Here is a 15,111-nt window from a genome sequence, read left to right as displayed (position 1 = left end):
AATGGCGGCGACAATATCTGTTAACTGGATTATTAAGATAAGGGTTATCGGTTATATCGATATGCGATTTACTCTCCGTCAACTGCAAGTCTTCGTCGCCGTCGCCCAGCAGGAAAGCGTCTCGCGCGCTGCTGGCCTTCTGGCCTTATCTCAATCCGCCGCCAGCACCTCGATCACTGAGCTGGAGCGCCAATCCAGCTGCCAATTATTCGACCGCGCGGGTAAGCGCCTGAGCCTCAACGCGCTCGGTCATCAGCTTTTGCCCCAGGCGGTGGCGCTGCTGGACCAGGCCAAGGAGATCGAGGACTTGCTCAACGGCAAGTCAGGCTTCGGTTCCTTGGCGGTCGGCGCCACCCTCACCATCGGCAATTACCTGGCGACCCTGTTGATTGGCAGCTTCATGCAGCAACATCCCGAGAGCCAGGTGAAGCTGCATGTGCAGAACACTGCCCATATCGTGCACCAGGTAGCGCACTACGAAATTGACCTGGGTCTAATAGAAGGCGACTGCAGCCACCCGGACATCGAGGTGCAAACCTGGGTGGAAGATGAACTGGTGGTGTTTTGCGCGCCGCAGCATCACCTGGCCAAGCGTGGCGTGGCGAGCATGGACGAGTTGACCCATGAGGCGTGGATCCTGCGGGAACAAGGCTCAGGCACACGCCTGACCTTTGACCAAGCCATGCGCCATCACCGTAGCGCGCTGAATATCCGCCTGGAGCTGGAGCATACCGAGGCGATCAAACGCGCGGTGGAGTCAGGGCTGGGGATTGGCTGCATTTCACGGCTGGCGCTGCGTGACGCGTTTCGCCGTGGCAGCCTGGTGCCGGTGGAAACCCCGGATCTCGACCTGGCCCGGCAGTTCTACTTCATTTGGCACAAACAGAAGTACCAGACCTCGGCGATGCGAGAATTCCTGGAGCTGTGCCGCGCCTTCACCGCTGGGGTGCAGCGCAGCGACGAGATCGTGCTGCCGAGCATTGCCTGAGGGTTAGATCAGGATCACGCCCCAGACCAGGGTGATCATGGTCAGCGCGACGAATTGGGCGGCGCTGCCCATGTCCTTGGCGTTTTTCGACAGCGGGTGTCGATCCAGGGAGATGCGGTCGATCGCCGCCTCCACCGCCGAATTGAGCAACTCGACGATCAACGCCAGCAGGCACACCGCGATGAGCAAGGCACGCTCGACCCGGCTGACATTCAGGAAAAAACTCAGCGGGATCAGGATGACGTTGAGCAACACCAACTGGCGGAACGCCGCCTCGCCAGTGAATGCTGCGCGCAGGCCATCGAGGGAATACCCCCCTGCATTGAAGATACGTTTGATACCGGTTTGACCCTTGAAAGGCGACATAGACGTAGGCAACTGAACCAAAGGAGTGGGGAAACTAGATCACGCAAAGTCAAAAAAGCGTGAATCGGGAGCAGCTTAGTGCTGCGAAATTGACTCAAGTTGTTGCAAGAGCAGCGCCGCCTGGGTACGCGTTCGCACGCCCAACTTGCGGAAAATCGCCGTCACATGGGCCTTGATCGTCGCTTCCGACACGCTCAGCTCATAGGCAATCTGCTTGTTCAACAAGCCTTCGCAGACCATGGTCAGCACGCGGAACTGCTGCGGTGTCAGGCTGGCAAGACCATCACGGGCAGCCTTGGCTTCGTCGGACACGTTGATTTCTTCAAACGCTTGCGGCGGCCAGGACACATCGCCATCGAGCACGGTGCGCACGGCTTTCTGGATATCTTCCATCGCACTGGACTTGGGAATGAAACCACTGGCGCCAAACTCCTTGGAACGCACCACCACGTCGGCCTCTTCCTGGGCCGAGACCATCACCACGGGGATCTGAGGATATTGACCGCGTAACAGCACCAATCCCGAGAAACCGTAGGCGCCGGGCATGTTCAGGTCGAGCAGCACCAGGTCCCAGTCGGATTTTTCGGTGAGGCGGGCTTCCAGCTCGGCAATGCTGGCCACTTCGACCAGGCGTACGTCCGAACCAAGGCCCAAGGTCACGGCCTGGTGCAGTGCACTGCGAAACAGCGGGTGGTCATCGGCTATCAGGATTTCGTATGTGGCCATTGATTAAATGATCCTGTTTTCAGGGGTGCCCTGATCGGCGCCCAGCATGCCCAGCGTAGCCTGGAGGGTCAAGCGCTACGCCCGTGGGGATTTTAGCGGGTTGCGGGTTCGTGGTGCCATCATGCAAACGTCGACTGGTTATACCGTCGGAATATAGGGAGCAAGGCGCGCATGAACAGAGTCCGCCGGATCCAGCGGCATCTGGAACTTGGCGGCCAGGTAATGGGTGCTGAATACATCCAGGTAGGCGTCCAGGACTTCACTGGCTACCCGATCATCCGCCAATTCAAGACACAGAGCGGCGACTTCGGCGGTGCAGAAGTGGTCGTCGCGCTTGGAACGCCGCAACTTGTAGCGCGACAGCTGTTCCGGCGCCAGGCTGAGCACCGGCAAATGCTCCAGGTAGGGGCTTTTGCGGAACATTTTGCGCGCCTCACTCCAGGTGCCGTCCAGCAGGATGAACAGCGGGCGCTTGCTCTGTCCCACCTTCACTTCACTGACCACACGCTCCGGCGCGACGAATTCGCCGGGGAATACGATATAGGGCTGCCACTGCGGGTCAGCCAGCAAGGTCAGCAGGTCAGGATCGACCTCGGTGCGCGACCAGGCGAACGCCGTGGTGTCGTCGATCACATCGGCGATCAGCCAACCGGTATTGCTGGGTTTCATGGGTTCCACGTCATGCATCAGCAGGCACATCGCTGAGGTTGCGGCGATTTTGGGTCGCCAGGCACACAGGCAATACTCAGGAATGACCCGGCAGCCGGGGCAGCGTTCGGCACGCGAACCACGATTGAGGAACGGACGGACGGCACGGGCCAGGCGCTGGGTGCGCAGTCGGGAAACGGCGTGGCTCATTGGATGCGCCGGTGGAACGGGTAAATCGACACGGAGAAAACTCGTGGACGGCTGAAGTGGCGGCAGTTTACCAGCGATACGCCTGGCTGTAGTGGCCAGGGCTCACCTATAATTGCGCGCCACTGAACGCACAGCGCAGTGGCTGGTCTATGCACCAGTAACCGAATCAGGAGAGTTTCATGCTGCGTTCCATGCTGCGTCTTGTCGCCCCATCCGTCGCCCTCGCGCTGGTATTGCCCGTGTGCGCCCAGGCGGCCTCGCTGCTGGAGGCCCAAATGAACCGGAAGCTGCAAAGCGTTGCGGCTGAGAGCAACAAAGACCTGCCCCGGGAAATCGACGAAAAAACCCTGGAAGTGGCCTACACCGTTGAAGGCATGCAACTGATCGATCACCTGAGCGTCTTGCCTGATCGCGCCGAACAGATGCGCGCCAACCCCAAGGCTGTGTATTTCCAGCTCGGCCAGAGCGTATGCCTGAACAAGGGCTACCGCGAGCTGATGGCCAAGGGTGCGGTGATGCGTTACGAAATCACTGAGAACAAGACCAACCGTCCTGTGGCTTCAGTAAAGTTCGTGGAAGCGGATTGCCCGGCACCGGCTGCGGCAAAAAAGAAAAAGTAACGGCTTGACCTTCGCGCGCTACCGTCCGGTGGCGCGCACTCCCCCCGCTTCAAGTCCTACCAGGCAGCTAGACTCCCTACTGGGCGGCCAATAAGTGGTTGCCAGCCAAGGGTTTTCCGGCCCATGATCAAGTCATCCCGACCTTTCATTCACAGCGCTTTTCATGCTGTTCTGTAACATTTTCAGGGCAAAAGAAGGTTGCCTCCCTGCGGCAAACAGCGACACAAGCAGTGTCGTAGCCTCCGGCGAAGGTGCCCTGCAAGAAGGAGAAGTTGAATGCCTTACGAACCGAATGACCGCCTGCTCCGACATTTTGAACAACACGGTACCGACCTCACGCAGCAGGTCGACGCACAACTCCAGCTGATCGCCCCCAACAGCCCGAACATCCCCTTGTATCGCGACATGATCCTCACCGTGCTGCGCATGGCCCAGGACGACCGCAATCGCTGGAACGCCAAGATCACCTTGCAAGCCATCCGCGAACTGGACAATGCCTTCCGCGTACTCGAACAGTTCAAGGGTCGCCGCAAGGTGACGGTATTCGGCTCGGCTCGCACCCCGGTGGAAAGCCCGTTGTATGCACTGGCCCGGGAAGTCGGCGCGGCACTGGCGCGCTCGGACCTGATGGTGATCACCGGCGGTGGGGGCGGCATCATGGCCGCCGCCCACGAAGGCGCGGGCCTGGAACACAGCCTGGGATTCAACATTACCCTGCCGTTTGAACAACATGCCAACCCAACGATTGATGGCACTGAGAACCTGCTGTCCTTCCACTTCTTCTTTACCCGCAAGCTGTTCTTCGTCAAGGAAGCCGATGCCCTGGTGCTGTGCCCAGGCGGCTTCGGCACCCTGGATGAAGCACTGGAAGTGCTGACCCTGATTCAAACCGGCAAGAGCCCTCTGGTCCCGGTGGTGCTGCTGGACGCACCCGGTGGCGGGTTCTGGCAAGGCGCCCTGGACTTTATCCGCAGCCAGCTGGAAGCCAATCGCTACATCCTTCCCACTGACCTCAAGCTGATACGCCTGGTGTACAGCGCCGAAGAGGCGGTGGACGAGATCAACCAGTTTTATGCCAACTTCCACTCCACACGCTGGCTGAAACGCGAGTTTGTGGTGCGCATGAACCACCCACTCAGTGAACGAGCATTGGCCCATTTACAGAGCGAGTTTGCCAGCCTGCGGCTGAGTGGAGAGTTCCAACAGCTGGCGTATACCGGCGAGGAACATGATGAACCGAGGTTCAGCCATTTGACGCGGCTGGTGTTCAACTTCAACGGGCGCGATCAGGGCCGGCTACGGGAGCTGGTGGACTACATCAACCTGCCGGAGAACTGGGCTCAGGCTCAGGGCAAGGCACAGCAACGGGTGGCGCCGGAGCCGGCGTGATTTTCTGAGGTAAAAAAAAAAGACCCACTATTTTCATAGTGGGTCTTTTGCTTGTTCAAGAGATCAGTCGTCCAAATCCCTGCCGCTCAATAATCGGCTGATCATCTCCATCGAAAAACCCCGATAGCTCAGGAATCGCCCCTGCTTCGCCCGTTCCTTGGCATCAATCGGTAGATGGCCAGAGAACTTGCGCCGCCAGGTGTCTTCCAACTGCGCCTGCCAGCTGATCCCGCACTCTCGCAGGGCAAGGTCGATATCGGCGCGTTGCAGGCCACGCTGGCTCAGCTCCTCGCGAATCCGCGCCGGGCCGTAGCCGGAGCGGGCTCGGTAGGAGACAAAGCTTTCGAGGTATCTGGATTCGGAAAGCAGTCCCTCTTCCGTCAAGCGGTCGAGGGCGGTTTCAATCATTTCGGGCTCCGCGCCGCGCTGACGCAGTTTACGCGTCAGCTCGACTCGACCATGCTCGCGGCGAGCGAGCAGGTCCATCGCAGTGCGCCGAACGGCGACGATTGTATCCAGTACAACTGTCATCGCGTGCTTCAGATGTCAGTATCAGCTTCTTCCACTTCTTCAACCGGCTCGCGGTTGGCGGCAGCTTTCACGTCTGGAGCGGCGGTCAGCAGCTTGTCGCGAATCTGCTTTTCAAGTGTGGCAGCGATGTCCGGGTTGTCCGCCAGGAACTTGGCCGAGTTGGCCTTGCCTTGGCCGATCTTGCTGCCGTTGTAGGCATACCAGGCACCCGATTTCTCGACGAAACCGTGCAACACGCCCAGGTCGATCATCTCGCCGTTCAGGTAGATACCCTTGCCGTAGAGAATCTGGAACTCGGCCTGACGGAAAGGCGGAGCCACTTTGTTCTTCACGACTTTGACGCGGGTTTCACTACCCACAACCTCGTCACCTTCTTTCACCGCGCCAGTACGGCGGATATCCAGACGGACCGAAGCGTAGAACTTCAGCGCGTTACCACCGGTGGTGGTTTCCGGGCTGCCGAACATCACGCCGATCTTCATACGGATTTGGTTGATGAAGATCACCAGGCAGTTGGCGTTCTTGATGTTACCGGTGATTTTACGCAGCGCCTGGGACATCAGACGGGCTTGCAGGCCCACGTGCATATCACCCATTTCGCCTTCGATTTCAGCCTTGGGCACCAGGGCAGCCACGGAGTCGACCACGATCACGTCGATGGCGTTGGAGCGCACCAGCATGTCGGTGATTTCCAGGGCTTGCTCACCGGTGTCTGGCTGGGAAACCAGCAGGTCGTCAACGTTGACGCCCAGTTTGCCGGCGTATTCAGGGTCCAGGGCGTGCTCGGCGTCGACGAACGCACAGGTGGCGCCCATTTTCTGCGCCTGGGCAATGACCGACAGGGTCAGGGTGGTTTTACCGGAAGATTCAGGACCGTAGATTTCAACGATACGGCCTTTTGGCAGGCCGCCAATGCCGAGCGCGATGTCCAGACCCAGAGAGCCAGTGGAAATAGCCGGGATCGCCTGACGGTCGTGATCGCCCATACGCATTACGGCACCCTTGCCGAATTGACGTTCGATCTGACCCAGGGCCGCAGCCAAGGCTTTCTTCTTGTTGTCGTCCATTAAAGTCCTCACGTAATCAATAAGGCCGGGGCGGCCAACACCTGTATAAGTAGACAGTATTGTTCCATAAAGATCGGAGATCGCCTACCCCTGATTTTCTATTTCTGCTGCAGCTCGTCGCAACAAGCCCTCTAGCGCGGCCTTTACCGTTTGTCGGCGGACCTCGTCGCGGTTGCCGGTGAAGTGTTCAACTTCGGCCGTGACGTCCTCGCCCACGCCGAAAGCCAGCCATACAGTGCCCACCGGTTTGTCCGGCGAACCGCCATCCGGCCCCGCCACACCGCTGACGGCGACAGCAAAACGCGCCAGGCTTTTTTCCTGTGCGCCGCGGACCATCGCTTCCACCACTTCCCGGCTGACAGCGCCGACTTTTGAAAACAGCATTTCCGGCACATTCAGCTGCCGGGTCTTCTGACGGTTGGAATAGGTGACATACCCCGCCTCGAACCAGGCCGAACTCCCCGGAATCCGCGTGATGGCTTCCGCGATTCCACCGCCAGTGCAGGACTCGGCAGTGGTGACATGGGCATTGAGCACCTGCAAGCGGCGCCCCAATTCAGCAGCCAGTTGAGTGATTTCCTTCACGGTCGTCTCCAGACGTGGGCGGGGGTTCGCCTACCCTACAGGAGCCGCTCGCACGCGCAAGTGACGGACTGTCTCAAGACGCTAACGGGCGACGGCACGCACGTAAGCCTGGCACGCGCGCAAGGCGATCAAGGCGCTGTCACCGTCGTCGGTGATGCCGATAATTCGCTGAGCATGCGCCGGGTCAAGTCGGGCTCGCGGGGCTGCATGAACCACGCTGCCGGGGGCGGTGGAGGCTGGCACCGGACAGCCACTGGAAGCGTCGAGAAGGACTGACAACCGCACATCAGCAGTGGCCAGGCGGTCGCGCAAAATAGCTTGGTTACGTTGGGCATCGCTCAACTCCCGGGCATGTCGTTGATCATCGGCACTGAGCTGTTGCTCAAGGGCCAGCCGCTTATCCTGCTCGACCTGCTTCTGGTACAGGGCTGCCTGCGTCTGCGCTGCCGACAAATGTGCGATCTGCGCCGCGTACCGCCAGGCCTGTACCTGCCACACAACCGCCATCAGCAGGCATACACCGATCAAGCGGCACGCGCCTAAGAAACGCACAACACCGCCTTCGCCCGCGCCCATAACCGCAAGCGATCCTCCAGCCCATTGAGCCCGCCATTGATACGTCGCGTGATCGCAGTGAATTGATCCTTGTCGGCCAGTTCGTTCAGGCCGTTGCGTTGCCAGAACCAGGCCGCCGACTCGGCCGCCCATTGCGGCTGCTCCAGCAACGTCGGTTCCCGCAACAAACGATCATCGCCGAACAGTGCCTGGCTGCAAGACAGGTAATTGCGGCGTCCGGTAATCTGGATCAGCCCCCTGCCCCGGTATTTCTGGCCGTCGCCGTCGGCTTCGGGTGTGTTGCCCAGGCGTGCGGCCAATGCGCCAGTATCGTACTTGCTCAAATATTCATCACTGCCCAGTTCACGCACGTAACGCAATTCGCCGGACTCATGACCGACCTGGGCGAGAAACGCAGCAATGCGCTTGGGTTGACCGATCTCAAACCTGGACATTGCCATGTTCAGTGCGGGCAAAAAAGAGCCCGCTCCAAGGCGGGCTCCCGGCAGGATTTGAAGCAGTTGGGGCAGTGTTATCAGCATGGTTCCTCACTCGGCCGGGGACAAACCACTGGCCTTGATCGCACATCGGTAGCTCTCTTTGCGCTTGCCGCTGGCAGTCACACTGTCGATCGACCAACGACCCCGCATAAAGCCAGGCCAGGACTCGTCCAACAGCAACAGCCCTTCGGCGCCAAATGAGGGGTTTCCAGGGCAGATCACACTGACCTGCAAGCCCTCACGGCCCACTCGACGCATCTCGCCCTCAGCGGCAGTTCTGGCTTCAGCCTCGCTCTGGTAACGCTGCGTCATGACCTTGAACGGCGCGCCCCCCACCTCCACCACGTGTTGTTTACCGGCGGCTGCATCCCACCAGCGCGCTTGGGCGCCGGAGTAGGTCGCGCGGCTGGTTTCAGTAAAGCTGGCGGAAACAAACGCACGATCTCCCGGACGGTTATCACGGGTGATCGACAGCTGCACATCCGGCAAAACCTTGCCAGACAGCGACTTGATCTGCCCTTTGCGGCCCAGCACATACAGCTCGTCGACGGGTTTGGCCACCGCATCGAACCGCTTGGCCAACCGCGTCAAAAACGCCATGTCGCTTTCATTGGTCTGGTCGATATGCTGGATCTGTTCGCCTTCCAAGTCATGTGCCACACGCGGTGAGAAGCCATGGCGAGTGGTCAACTGGCGAAACAGCGCCCCCAGGCTGATCGGCCCGTGACTGGCGGTTCGTCGCTTCTTGAACTCGGGTTCATCAAAAGGCGCTGCCGTCGCCACCAGCACCACGCGCAGCGGAAACAGCGACGGCGTACGCTGAGTGATCTTGAAACGCCCTTTATCCACCAGGCCGGATTCCCGGTAGCCAACGCGCAGGCCGATATGCCCGCCCAAGCCAGGCAACCCTTCAAGGCCTTCGATGTCGAGAGTCAACTTCAACTGATCGGACACGAAACCCGCCAAATCAGTGTGTTCCCACTCCAGTAGCCGCTCATTGAGCAGCGCGGCGTTGTCGCCGTAAATTTCCACCACCGGTGTAAATCCAAGTGTCATGGTGACTCCTTAATCCCAGGCCGAAACCGGCTGATTGGCGGTCGGTTGTGTCTCCAGTTCAGGCACAATCACGTTGACGCCCGCAGGCAATACCGCGCCCTGTTCGGCCAATTCAGGATTCAAGCGCCACAACACTTCCTCAGCCGCATCATCACAGCGCCCTAGCTCGCGGTAGAGCAGCAGGTTCACCGAATCACCCGCAATACTTCGTACCCTACGCATTGACGAACTCCTCCAGTACCACCGACCAATTGATCACCATCGCCGTACCGTCATCGATGACGCTGGACTGTTTTTCGTCCACCGACTTGATGGTCCACAGCCCCCAGCTGAGGCCTACGCCGTCGACCAAAGGCAACGGCACACGAAGGGCTTGCAGCGCACGCAACTCATCCAGCCGCGCCATACCCTGTGCCCGTGCAGCCTTGCCACCAAAGGCGAGCGTTTCGAGCGCCTGACCGACCTGGCTGGACTTGGGTTTACCGGCCACGATCTCCAGGCTGACCCAACCACCACTGCTTGCACGGTCCAGGGTGTCGTAGGCAAACCCACGGGACAGCCCAAAAATAAAGGTGCCCAATGCCATCTGTTGTCGCATCACGCTACTCCTGTATCAGTCAGGGCCGAGTCACGTCGCGTCGCCAGCAAGCTGTCCATCGGCAACGGCGTGAATTGAGCCTCAATCTGTTGCACCACCAGCGCAGCCAGTTGCTGATAGCTGGCCTGTTCAGGTGCGTTGATCGTGATGTGCGGGGAGAAGGTGAGTTGTCGGTTGTCAGCCTGGGCGTTGCTCAGGTGCTTGCCGACATCTGCAGGCGCCGGCAGACGGTCCCTAGGCCCGAACAGCTTGTCACCGAGCCAAGCGCCCGCCTCACTGCCGAGCAAGCCTCCGATTGCTCCGCCGACAGCAGTCCCCACACCGGGGAAAACCAGCGTGCCGATGGCTGCACCCGCAGAGGCTCCAGCCCAGGCGCCACCGGCCGTGCTGAGGCCGGCGCCGATGGCCTTGACGTCGCCATTGCGTACGCCTTGGGCCACATCCATGGCCGTGTCGACATACCTCAACGGGCCAAGACGGCGGACGGCGGATGACTCCAACTTCGCCAGGGTGCCCGACAACCCGGCCGCCAGGCCTTTGCCCGCACCGCGCATCAGGGGACGGGATGTCGGAAGTGCTGCGGAGGAGGCAAACGACCGACCGGGAAGACCGGTCGCGGCCTGACTCGCACGCGTGCCCTCGAATGGAAGCTGCCGCTGGACCACGACATTGAGTGGAGGCGACACCTTGGCCGCAGGCACAGCACGTGGCGACTTGAGATCCATGGCCCTTCTGACCACGCTGGTCTTGACCTCGCGCGAGCTGGATTGACGGGTCTTGCTACGCGGGCCACGCGGTTTTTTCCGTGTGTCTTTAGGGCGCGCTTTTTCTTGCTCCCTGGCGGTCTTGCCCACACCCTCAGGCACCTGTGACTGCACCGGCTCCAATGATCCGCGAATATCCGGAGGAAGGGCTCCCGTGCAGCAGCACTCCTTACCTTTGTTACCGTCCTTGTCCTCTTTAAGCCACTTCGCGGCCGTGGGATACCTGTCCGCCACGGCATCAAGCGCTTTGCCTGAAAGCCTGTCTTTGGCCTTATCCCACAAACCGCTGACCACCTCCTTGCCGACGAACTTAACGGCATCGGTTCCCATCTCAAGCCCCTGCTCGCGCCAGGAACGGGTAGCAGGCTCGGGCTTTTTTGGCTCACTTGCGCCAGGTGCAGCAGTGACATCAGCTGTCTTGGTTGCCAGCGTTTGTTCGCGGGCGGACAGTGTGCTGTTGAGGGTCTCCAGCGTCTCGCGCAGCCGGACTTGCTCTTGCGTCAAGGCATTGAGGCCGGTACTGACAGTCATCAGCGCCGAAGTGAGCGGCGGCTGCGGCTGCGGCGCAGCCTCCAGGCTCACCGGTGCGGCAAGACCTGCGGTAAACGGTGTGAGCACACTGCCGAGGTCCGCATCGCCGATCATCCAGCGTAAATCCTCCTGGACGAGCCGGACCCCATATTTAGTCTCTTGCATCCCGCTTACTCCTGTTTAACGCCAAGGCGAGTGATCGCGATGTCGTAGCGGCGCAATGCTTTTGCGGCATCCCAATCCAGGATCTCCGCCTCATTGACCGAGTAAACCAGCGGCACCACATCGAGGATCACGTCGATGTCGCGTTGCGAAAGAAAGCCGCCGGTTGATTTAAAAAATCGTCGATGCGCTCCTGCAATTCGGTCCAGTCGGGCACAGTCAGGTTGGCGAGATCGGGGATCATCAGGCCGCTGCAATGAGCGGTGATGAACTCGGCGCGCTCTTTGTTGGTGGCGAGTTTTTTCATCACCTTGGTGGCGCGCAGGGCGGGCATTTCCAGGGACAGCTCGGTGAAGGTACGGCCAGCAGCGTCGAGGGGCTGCAACAGTTGGATGGGCTGGTCGTGGGTCGATTCCGCCTGCCCGTCGAGGAAGAACGATGCAGGACGTGTCGACATCTCATGTACGTATTGGGCGATGGTCACGTAGTCCGGACGCTTGAGTTGGTCGAGCTCTTTTTCCGACAGGCCGGTGGCGAGTTTCGCCAGTTCGAAGAACTGGTCGTCCTCGTCATCACCGGCCCGGGCCAGCGCCTCTTTTTGCGCGGCGTAGTACAGCGGCTTGAGTTGCACCTGCTCGATCGTCGCGCCGGTGTCGGCGGTGATCGGCGAGAGCAGGGGGTGCAGCGGTGGCATCCAGGCCATGGGGTAGCTCCTTGGTGAAGTATGGGGGCGAGCGAACCCGCCCCCGGAGGCATTACGGCATCAGCACGGCGCGGCGCGCATCGCCGAGGATGTCGACGCCGTTGAGCACGAATTTCTGGGTGCGTACGTCGATGTCGATCACCGGAATGCCGTTTTCCAGACGGTTGTAGGTGCGGCAGGAGAGTTCCAGGGTGGTGGTGGCCTTCTCACCCATTTTCAGCTTCGCTTCCTCGAGGGATTTGAGCTTGCCGCCCACGGTGTGATAGGTGAAGTAGGTCTTGCCATCCTGGTCCTGACCGGCCTCGCGAACGTTCAGCAGGATGTCATCACCCAGGCGCACGCCCAACGCCAGCATGATTTCCGGGCCCGCACCTTGGAGGATCAACTTGGCGCCCAGCACCTTGCCGCTCTTGGCCATTTCCTCGGCAATGAAGCGCCCGCCGGACATGGGCTCCATGTCGAACTCAATCTTCGGAGGGGTAAATTCTTCCACCGTCGCGGACAACGGCAGGCCTTGAAGGGTGGCCGCAATGGCCTGTCTGACTCGGTTGGTAAACATTAGAGAACGTCCTCCAGGAACTGCTCGATGATTTCATCGCGGGCATTGAGTTGATAAATCATGTGTTCGTTCGGCGCGTACCGCCCGTAGTCGATGACGATGAACCAGGTGCCGTTCTTGTATTTCTCGACACTGTTCAATTCCGGGTGCAAGTACACGCTGCCGCCGGGGATGGTTTCGTCGGCGACCAGGGTTTGCAGCCAATCGTTGATGCGCTTGACCTCCTGGTCCATGAAGGACTTGGTGAGGTTCTTGGCCATGGTTTTCTGGCCGGCCTTGACCAGCTTGCGGCTGATCGCGTCCTCCAGGCCGACGTAGCTGATGAACTTGCCGGTGATGGAACGGTTACCCAGCAGCGAGAAGCCGCCAAGGATCGTGCGAGCGTAATAGCTCACGCCGTAGCGATTGAGCAGGTCGCCTTCGGTGGACGTGTCGAGGATGTTGTACTCGACGACGCGGGAAACATCCTCTGCGAACGTCACCTGATTGCCTGGGCTTTCCCACTGCTTGACCTTGGCCAGCGCAGCGATCGCCAGGGACGACGGCGCAAGGAACACGTTTTTCTTCGCCGCCTTGGAGTACACCGACGGCATGTTGTGCACCAGCAGGCAACGGTCGAAACCTAGGTCGGCACCGCCCAGCTCGCCGCTGTAGGTCACTTGGTCGGCGACGCTTGCGTCTTTGCCGTCCAGCACCACACGCGCTTTGATGCGCTTGCCGAAGGAGGCAAACTCACCGGCTACAGCTTTAGTGCCGGTGAAGCCTGGGGCACCGATGATGGTCAGGTCTTCCGGCACGCTGGCCAGCGCGGCCAGGCCGAGCTTGCGACCGGTGACCGGCTCATCGCCGCCGATCACATTGTTGATCGTGTCAGCTGGGGTGGCGCCCTCCTCCACGATCACGACGTAGACCGGCACCTTCACGACCTTGAGGATCTGATACACGGCATGAAACAACGTGCCCGACTCAGTACCCGTGGGGTCCAGCAGCGCCTGGGTGGTGAAACTGTTGATGCGGAACGGCGCGTTTTTAGGGATCGACGCGTGCGCCTTCGGCGCAGTGCCGACCAGGCCGATGACATTATCGCCGAGGCCACCCATGGCCTCGGGGGATTCGGTGGCATTCACGGTGATGCCGTTGTGCTCGAAGTTAAGAACCTCAGCCATGGTTAGTCAGCCTTCTTGGGGGTGGAGTTGAGGACGCTGGTCAGTTCCAGACGGCCGGCGGTGCGCAGGGCGGATGCTTCGACGTCCAGCAGTTGCAGTTCCTCGCCGGCGGTGGACCAATGGCCGTTACCGATGGGGAATGGGATGAGGACGGTGTAGGTTTTGCGGTCAGACATGAGTGGAATTCTCCGTGTGTAAAACACCAAAGCCCCTGCGAGGAGGGGCTTTGGGGAGGCGAAAAAAAACCGCTTTCGCGGCGAGGCTTCAGGTACGGTCAGGCAGTGGGTAGAGCGCCTTGATTTCGGCAACTTTGTCACGCCAGGCTTTTTCTTTTTCGGGGGTTTCGTCGTATTGCCACTCGAGAAACAAAGGATCGGCTGCAGTCATATAGAGCGTGCGACGCGCAGAGATAACACGTTCCAGCTCGGCGCTATCTTCAGCTTCATTGACGAGTTGATCTACAAGGACTTCGTCAAACCCAAGCGCTTTCAAAATGAGACGGTCCGCAGGAACATTGATGAGCGTCTCACCCGATGCCAACAGTAATTTTTTGATAGACCCAACCATATCAAACTCCTTTCACTGCATAGCGCAGATCGTTATCCAATGTGTAAGCCAATCTGCTTTCCGGGTAGGTCTCTCCAAGTTCGGGGGCGGTCATCGCAAACGGCTTCACCTTCCAAGAGATTTCATATTCAGGTGTCACGGCTTGACTCAGCTCAACCTCGGCATCGGAGCGGCTGAACTTCACAGGTTCTTCAAAACTCTTGGTGACGATATATGTAAGTCCGCCACGCAAGTAGCAACCCGATTCCTGTGGGGACGAGACCAAAGTGCCGGGGGTCTGGTTAAGCCAGATGGGTTTAAGGCCGGTGACCGGACGGACATAAGACAACATACCGAATTGTGCGCGCCGGACGGTCTCTCGATACGTTTGGGAGATTCGTTTAATGGTCAGAAAGTTTGCGTCCCCATTCCACGGGATCCCACAGCCCTCCATTTGCAGGTTCAGACCCGCAACATGCGCTTCAAAATTGTTATTGAACGGATTGAGGCCTGCGTCCAATGCGTAGTTCCTGGAAATAACAATCTCCGACATACCTTTTTCGTTACCCGGCATCCGCCACCAGACGGGGTAGAAAATGTTGGTAGATAGTCCCGTAAGATCGATCGTCTGTGTGTAGGAAGCACGACCGTTGATATCCTTAGCTTGTACGCTGTTACGCCACGCAGTGAACTGGGCCGACGCCGTCTCCACGCGAGCATCTATTTTTCCAATTTGGTTGGTTACTGTTTCGGTAAGCTTATTACATGCATCTACAACTTTTGTGATAGTCGCTTCAATTCCCATCATCAACTCCCTGTCGATTCTGTATTCTCATTACAC

General features: G+C 59.5%; 22 protein-coding genes. 3 read left to right on the top strand and 19 right to left on the bottom strand.

The window, feature by feature from the left end:
* The first annotated feature begins 61 nt into the window (after nt 1-61).
* Nucleotides 62-988: a LysR family transcriptional regulator gene (locus AC4PS7_RS02580; protein WP_010212678.1), complete on the top strand. Its 927-nt coding sequence runs from the start codon at nt 62-64 to the stop codon at nt 986-988.
* Between the two features lie 3 nt (nt 989-991).
* Here the strand turns inward: AC4PS7_RS02580 and AC4PS7_RS02575 are convergent, their stop codons facing one another.
* The 3 genes from AC4PS7_RS02575 to AC4PS7_RS02565 all read right to left on the bottom strand — a co-directional run bounded on the left by AC4PS7_RS02575 (nt 992) and on the right by AC4PS7_RS02565 (nt 2,938).
* Nucleotides 992-1,354 carry a diacylglycerol kinase gene (locus tag AC4PS7_RS02575; RefSeq protein ID WP_010212679.1) on the bottom strand — a complete coding sequence of 121 codons (363 nt, stop codon included), beginning with the start codon at nt 1,352-1,354 and terminating at the stop codon, nt 992-994.
* A gap of 75 nt (nt 1,355-1,429) precedes the next feature.
* The gene (gene erdR, locus AC4PS7_RS02570; RefSeq protein ID WP_010212680.1) at nt 1,430-2,080 is read right to left on the bottom strand and encodes a response regulator transcription factor ErdR; all 651 of its coding nucleotides are present in this window, start codon (nt 2,078-2,080) and stop codon (nt 1,430-1,432) included.
* A gap of 138 nt (nt 2,081-2,218) precedes the next feature.
* Complete coding sequence (locus tag AC4PS7_RS02565) at nt 2,219-2,938, bottom strand: tRNA-uridine aminocarboxypropyltransferase (protein WP_042571731.1); 720 nt, start codon at nt 2,936-2,938, stop codon at nt 2,219-2,221.
* A gap of 179 nt (nt 2,939-3,117) precedes the next feature.
* Between AC4PS7_RS02565 and AC4PS7_RS02560 the strand changes: the two genes are divergently transcribed.
* A complete protein-coding gene (locus AC4PS7_RS02560; RefSeq protein ID WP_010212685.1) occupies nt 3,118-3,558 on the top strand; it encodes a PA3611 family quorum-sensing-regulated virulence factor in 441 nt (146 codons plus the stop codon).
* Between the two features lie 276 nt (nt 3,559-3,834).
* The gene (locus tag AC4PS7_RS02555) at nt 3,835-4,947 is read left to right on the top strand and encodes an LOG family protein (RefSeq protein WP_010212688.1); all 1,113 of its coding nucleotides are present in this window, start codon (nt 3,835-3,837) and stop codon (nt 4,945-4,947) included.
* A gap of 63 nt (nt 4,948-5,010) precedes the next feature.
* Here the strand turns inward: AC4PS7_RS02555 and recX are convergent, their stop codons facing one another.
* The 16 genes from recX to AC4PS7_RS02475 form a co-directional block, all read right to left on the bottom strand.
* The gene (recX, locus tag AC4PS7_RS02550; RefSeq protein ID WP_010212690.1) at nt 5,011-5,478 is read right to left on the bottom strand and encodes a recombination regulator RecX; all 468 of its coding nucleotides are present in this window, start codon (nt 5,476-5,478) and stop codon (nt 5,011-5,013) included.
* 8 nt (nt 5,479-5,486) lie between these two features.
* Nucleotides 5,487-6,545, bottom strand: coding sequence for a recombinase RecA (gene recA / locus AC4PS7_RS02545; protein ID WP_003189042.1), 1,059 nt, complete (start codon nt 6,543-6,545; stop codon nt 5,487-5,489).
* A gap of 84 nt (nt 6,546-6,629) precedes the next feature.
* Nucleotides 6,630-7,130 (bottom strand): CinA family protein, encoded by a 501-nt coding sequence (locus AC4PS7_RS02540; RefSeq protein ID WP_010212691.1) that lies wholly within the window; start codon nt 7,128-7,130, stop codon nt 6,630-6,632.
* An 81-nt stretch (nt 7,131-7,211) separates the two neighbouring features.
* Nucleotides 7,212-7,706, bottom strand: coding sequence for a lysis system i-spanin subunit Rz (locus tag AC4PS7_RS02535; protein ID WP_010212694.1), 495 nt, complete (start codon nt 7,704-7,706; stop codon nt 7,212-7,214).
* The gene (locus tag AC4PS7_RS02530; protein ID WP_010212696.1) at nt 7,670-8,227 is read right to left on the bottom strand and encodes a glycoside hydrolase family 19 protein; all 558 of its coding nucleotides are present in this window, start codon (nt 8,225-8,227) and stop codon (nt 7,670-7,672) included. Before AC4PS7_RS02530 ends, AC4PS7_RS02535 begins: the two co-directional genes overlap by 37 nt.
* Nucleotides 8,228-8,233: 6 nt before the next feature.
* On the bottom strand, nt 8,234-9,241 hold the full coding sequence (locus tag AC4PS7_RS02525; protein WP_010212698.1) for a contractile injection system protein, VgrG/Pvc8 family: 1,008 nt from the start codon (nt 9,239-9,241) through the stop codon (nt 8,234-8,236).
* Between the two features lie 9 nt (nt 9,242-9,250).
* Nucleotides 9,251-9,463, bottom strand: coding sequence for a tail protein X (locus tag AC4PS7_RS02520; protein WP_010212700.1), 213 nt, complete (start codon nt 9,461-9,463; stop codon nt 9,251-9,253).
* Nucleotides 9,456-9,839 (bottom strand): phage tail protein, encoded by a 384-nt coding sequence (locus tag AC4PS7_RS02515; protein ID WP_010212701.1) that lies wholly within the window; start codon nt 9,837-9,839, stop codon nt 9,456-9,458. Before AC4PS7_RS02515 ends, AC4PS7_RS02520 begins: the two co-directional genes overlap by 8 nt.
* Complete coding sequence (locus AC4PS7_RS02510; RefSeq protein ID WP_069672353.1) at nt 9,839-11,299, bottom strand: glycine zipper domain-containing protein; 1,461 nt, start codon at nt 11,297-11,299, stop codon at nt 9,839-9,841. Before AC4PS7_RS02510 ends, AC4PS7_RS02515 begins: the two co-directional genes overlap by 1 nt.
* A 5-nt stretch (nt 11,300-11,304) precedes the next feature.
* Complete coding sequence (locus AC4PS7_RS02505; RefSeq protein WP_010212704.1) at nt 11,305-11,430, bottom strand: hypothetical protein; 126 nt, start codon at nt 11,428-11,430, stop codon at nt 11,305-11,307.
* Nucleotides 11,427-11,999, bottom strand: a complete 573-nt coding sequence (locus tag AC4PS7_RS02500) for a phage tail assembly protein (RefSeq protein ID WP_010212706.1) — start codon at nt 11,997-11,999, stop codon at nt 11,427-11,429. The genes AC4PS7_RS02505 and AC4PS7_RS02500 overlap by 4 nt, the downstream gene beginning before the upstream one ends.
* Before the next feature lie 52 nt (nt 12,000-12,051).
* Entirely contained in the window at nt 12,052-12,558 is a 507-nt protein-coding gene (locus AC4PS7_RS02495; protein WP_010212707.1) for a phage major tail tube protein, read from the bottom strand.
* Entirely contained in the window at nt 12,558-13,724 is a 1,167-nt protein-coding gene (locus tag AC4PS7_RS02490) for a phage tail sheath protein (protein ID WP_492179052.1), read from the bottom strand. Before AC4PS7_RS02490 ends, AC4PS7_RS02495 begins: the two co-directional genes overlap by 1 nt.
* Before the next feature lie 2 nt (nt 13,725-13,726).
* Nucleotides 13,727-13,900, bottom strand: a complete 174-nt coding sequence (locus AC4PS7_RS02485) for a hypothetical protein (RefSeq protein WP_021492464.1) — start codon at nt 13,898-13,900, stop codon at nt 13,727-13,729.
* Nucleotides 13,901-13,988: 88 nt separating this feature from the next.
* Nucleotides 13,989-14,291, bottom strand: a complete 303-nt coding sequence (locus AC4PS7_RS02480) for a hypothetical protein (protein ID WP_010212711.1) — start codon at nt 14,289-14,291, stop codon at nt 13,989-13,991.
* A gap of 1 nt (nt 14,292) precedes the next feature.
* A complete protein-coding gene (locus AC4PS7_RS02475; RefSeq protein WP_010212713.1) occupies nt 14,293-15,075 on the bottom strand; it encodes a hypothetical protein in 783 nt (260 codons plus the stop codon).
* Nucleotides 15,076-15,111 lie beyond the last annotated feature (36 nt).

Source organism: Pseudomonas sp. DW-iso3, from assembly GCF_058725305.1.
The sequence above is the reverse complement of the archived record's forward strand: the minus strand, read 5'-3'. Positions and strand labels throughout refer to the sequence as shown.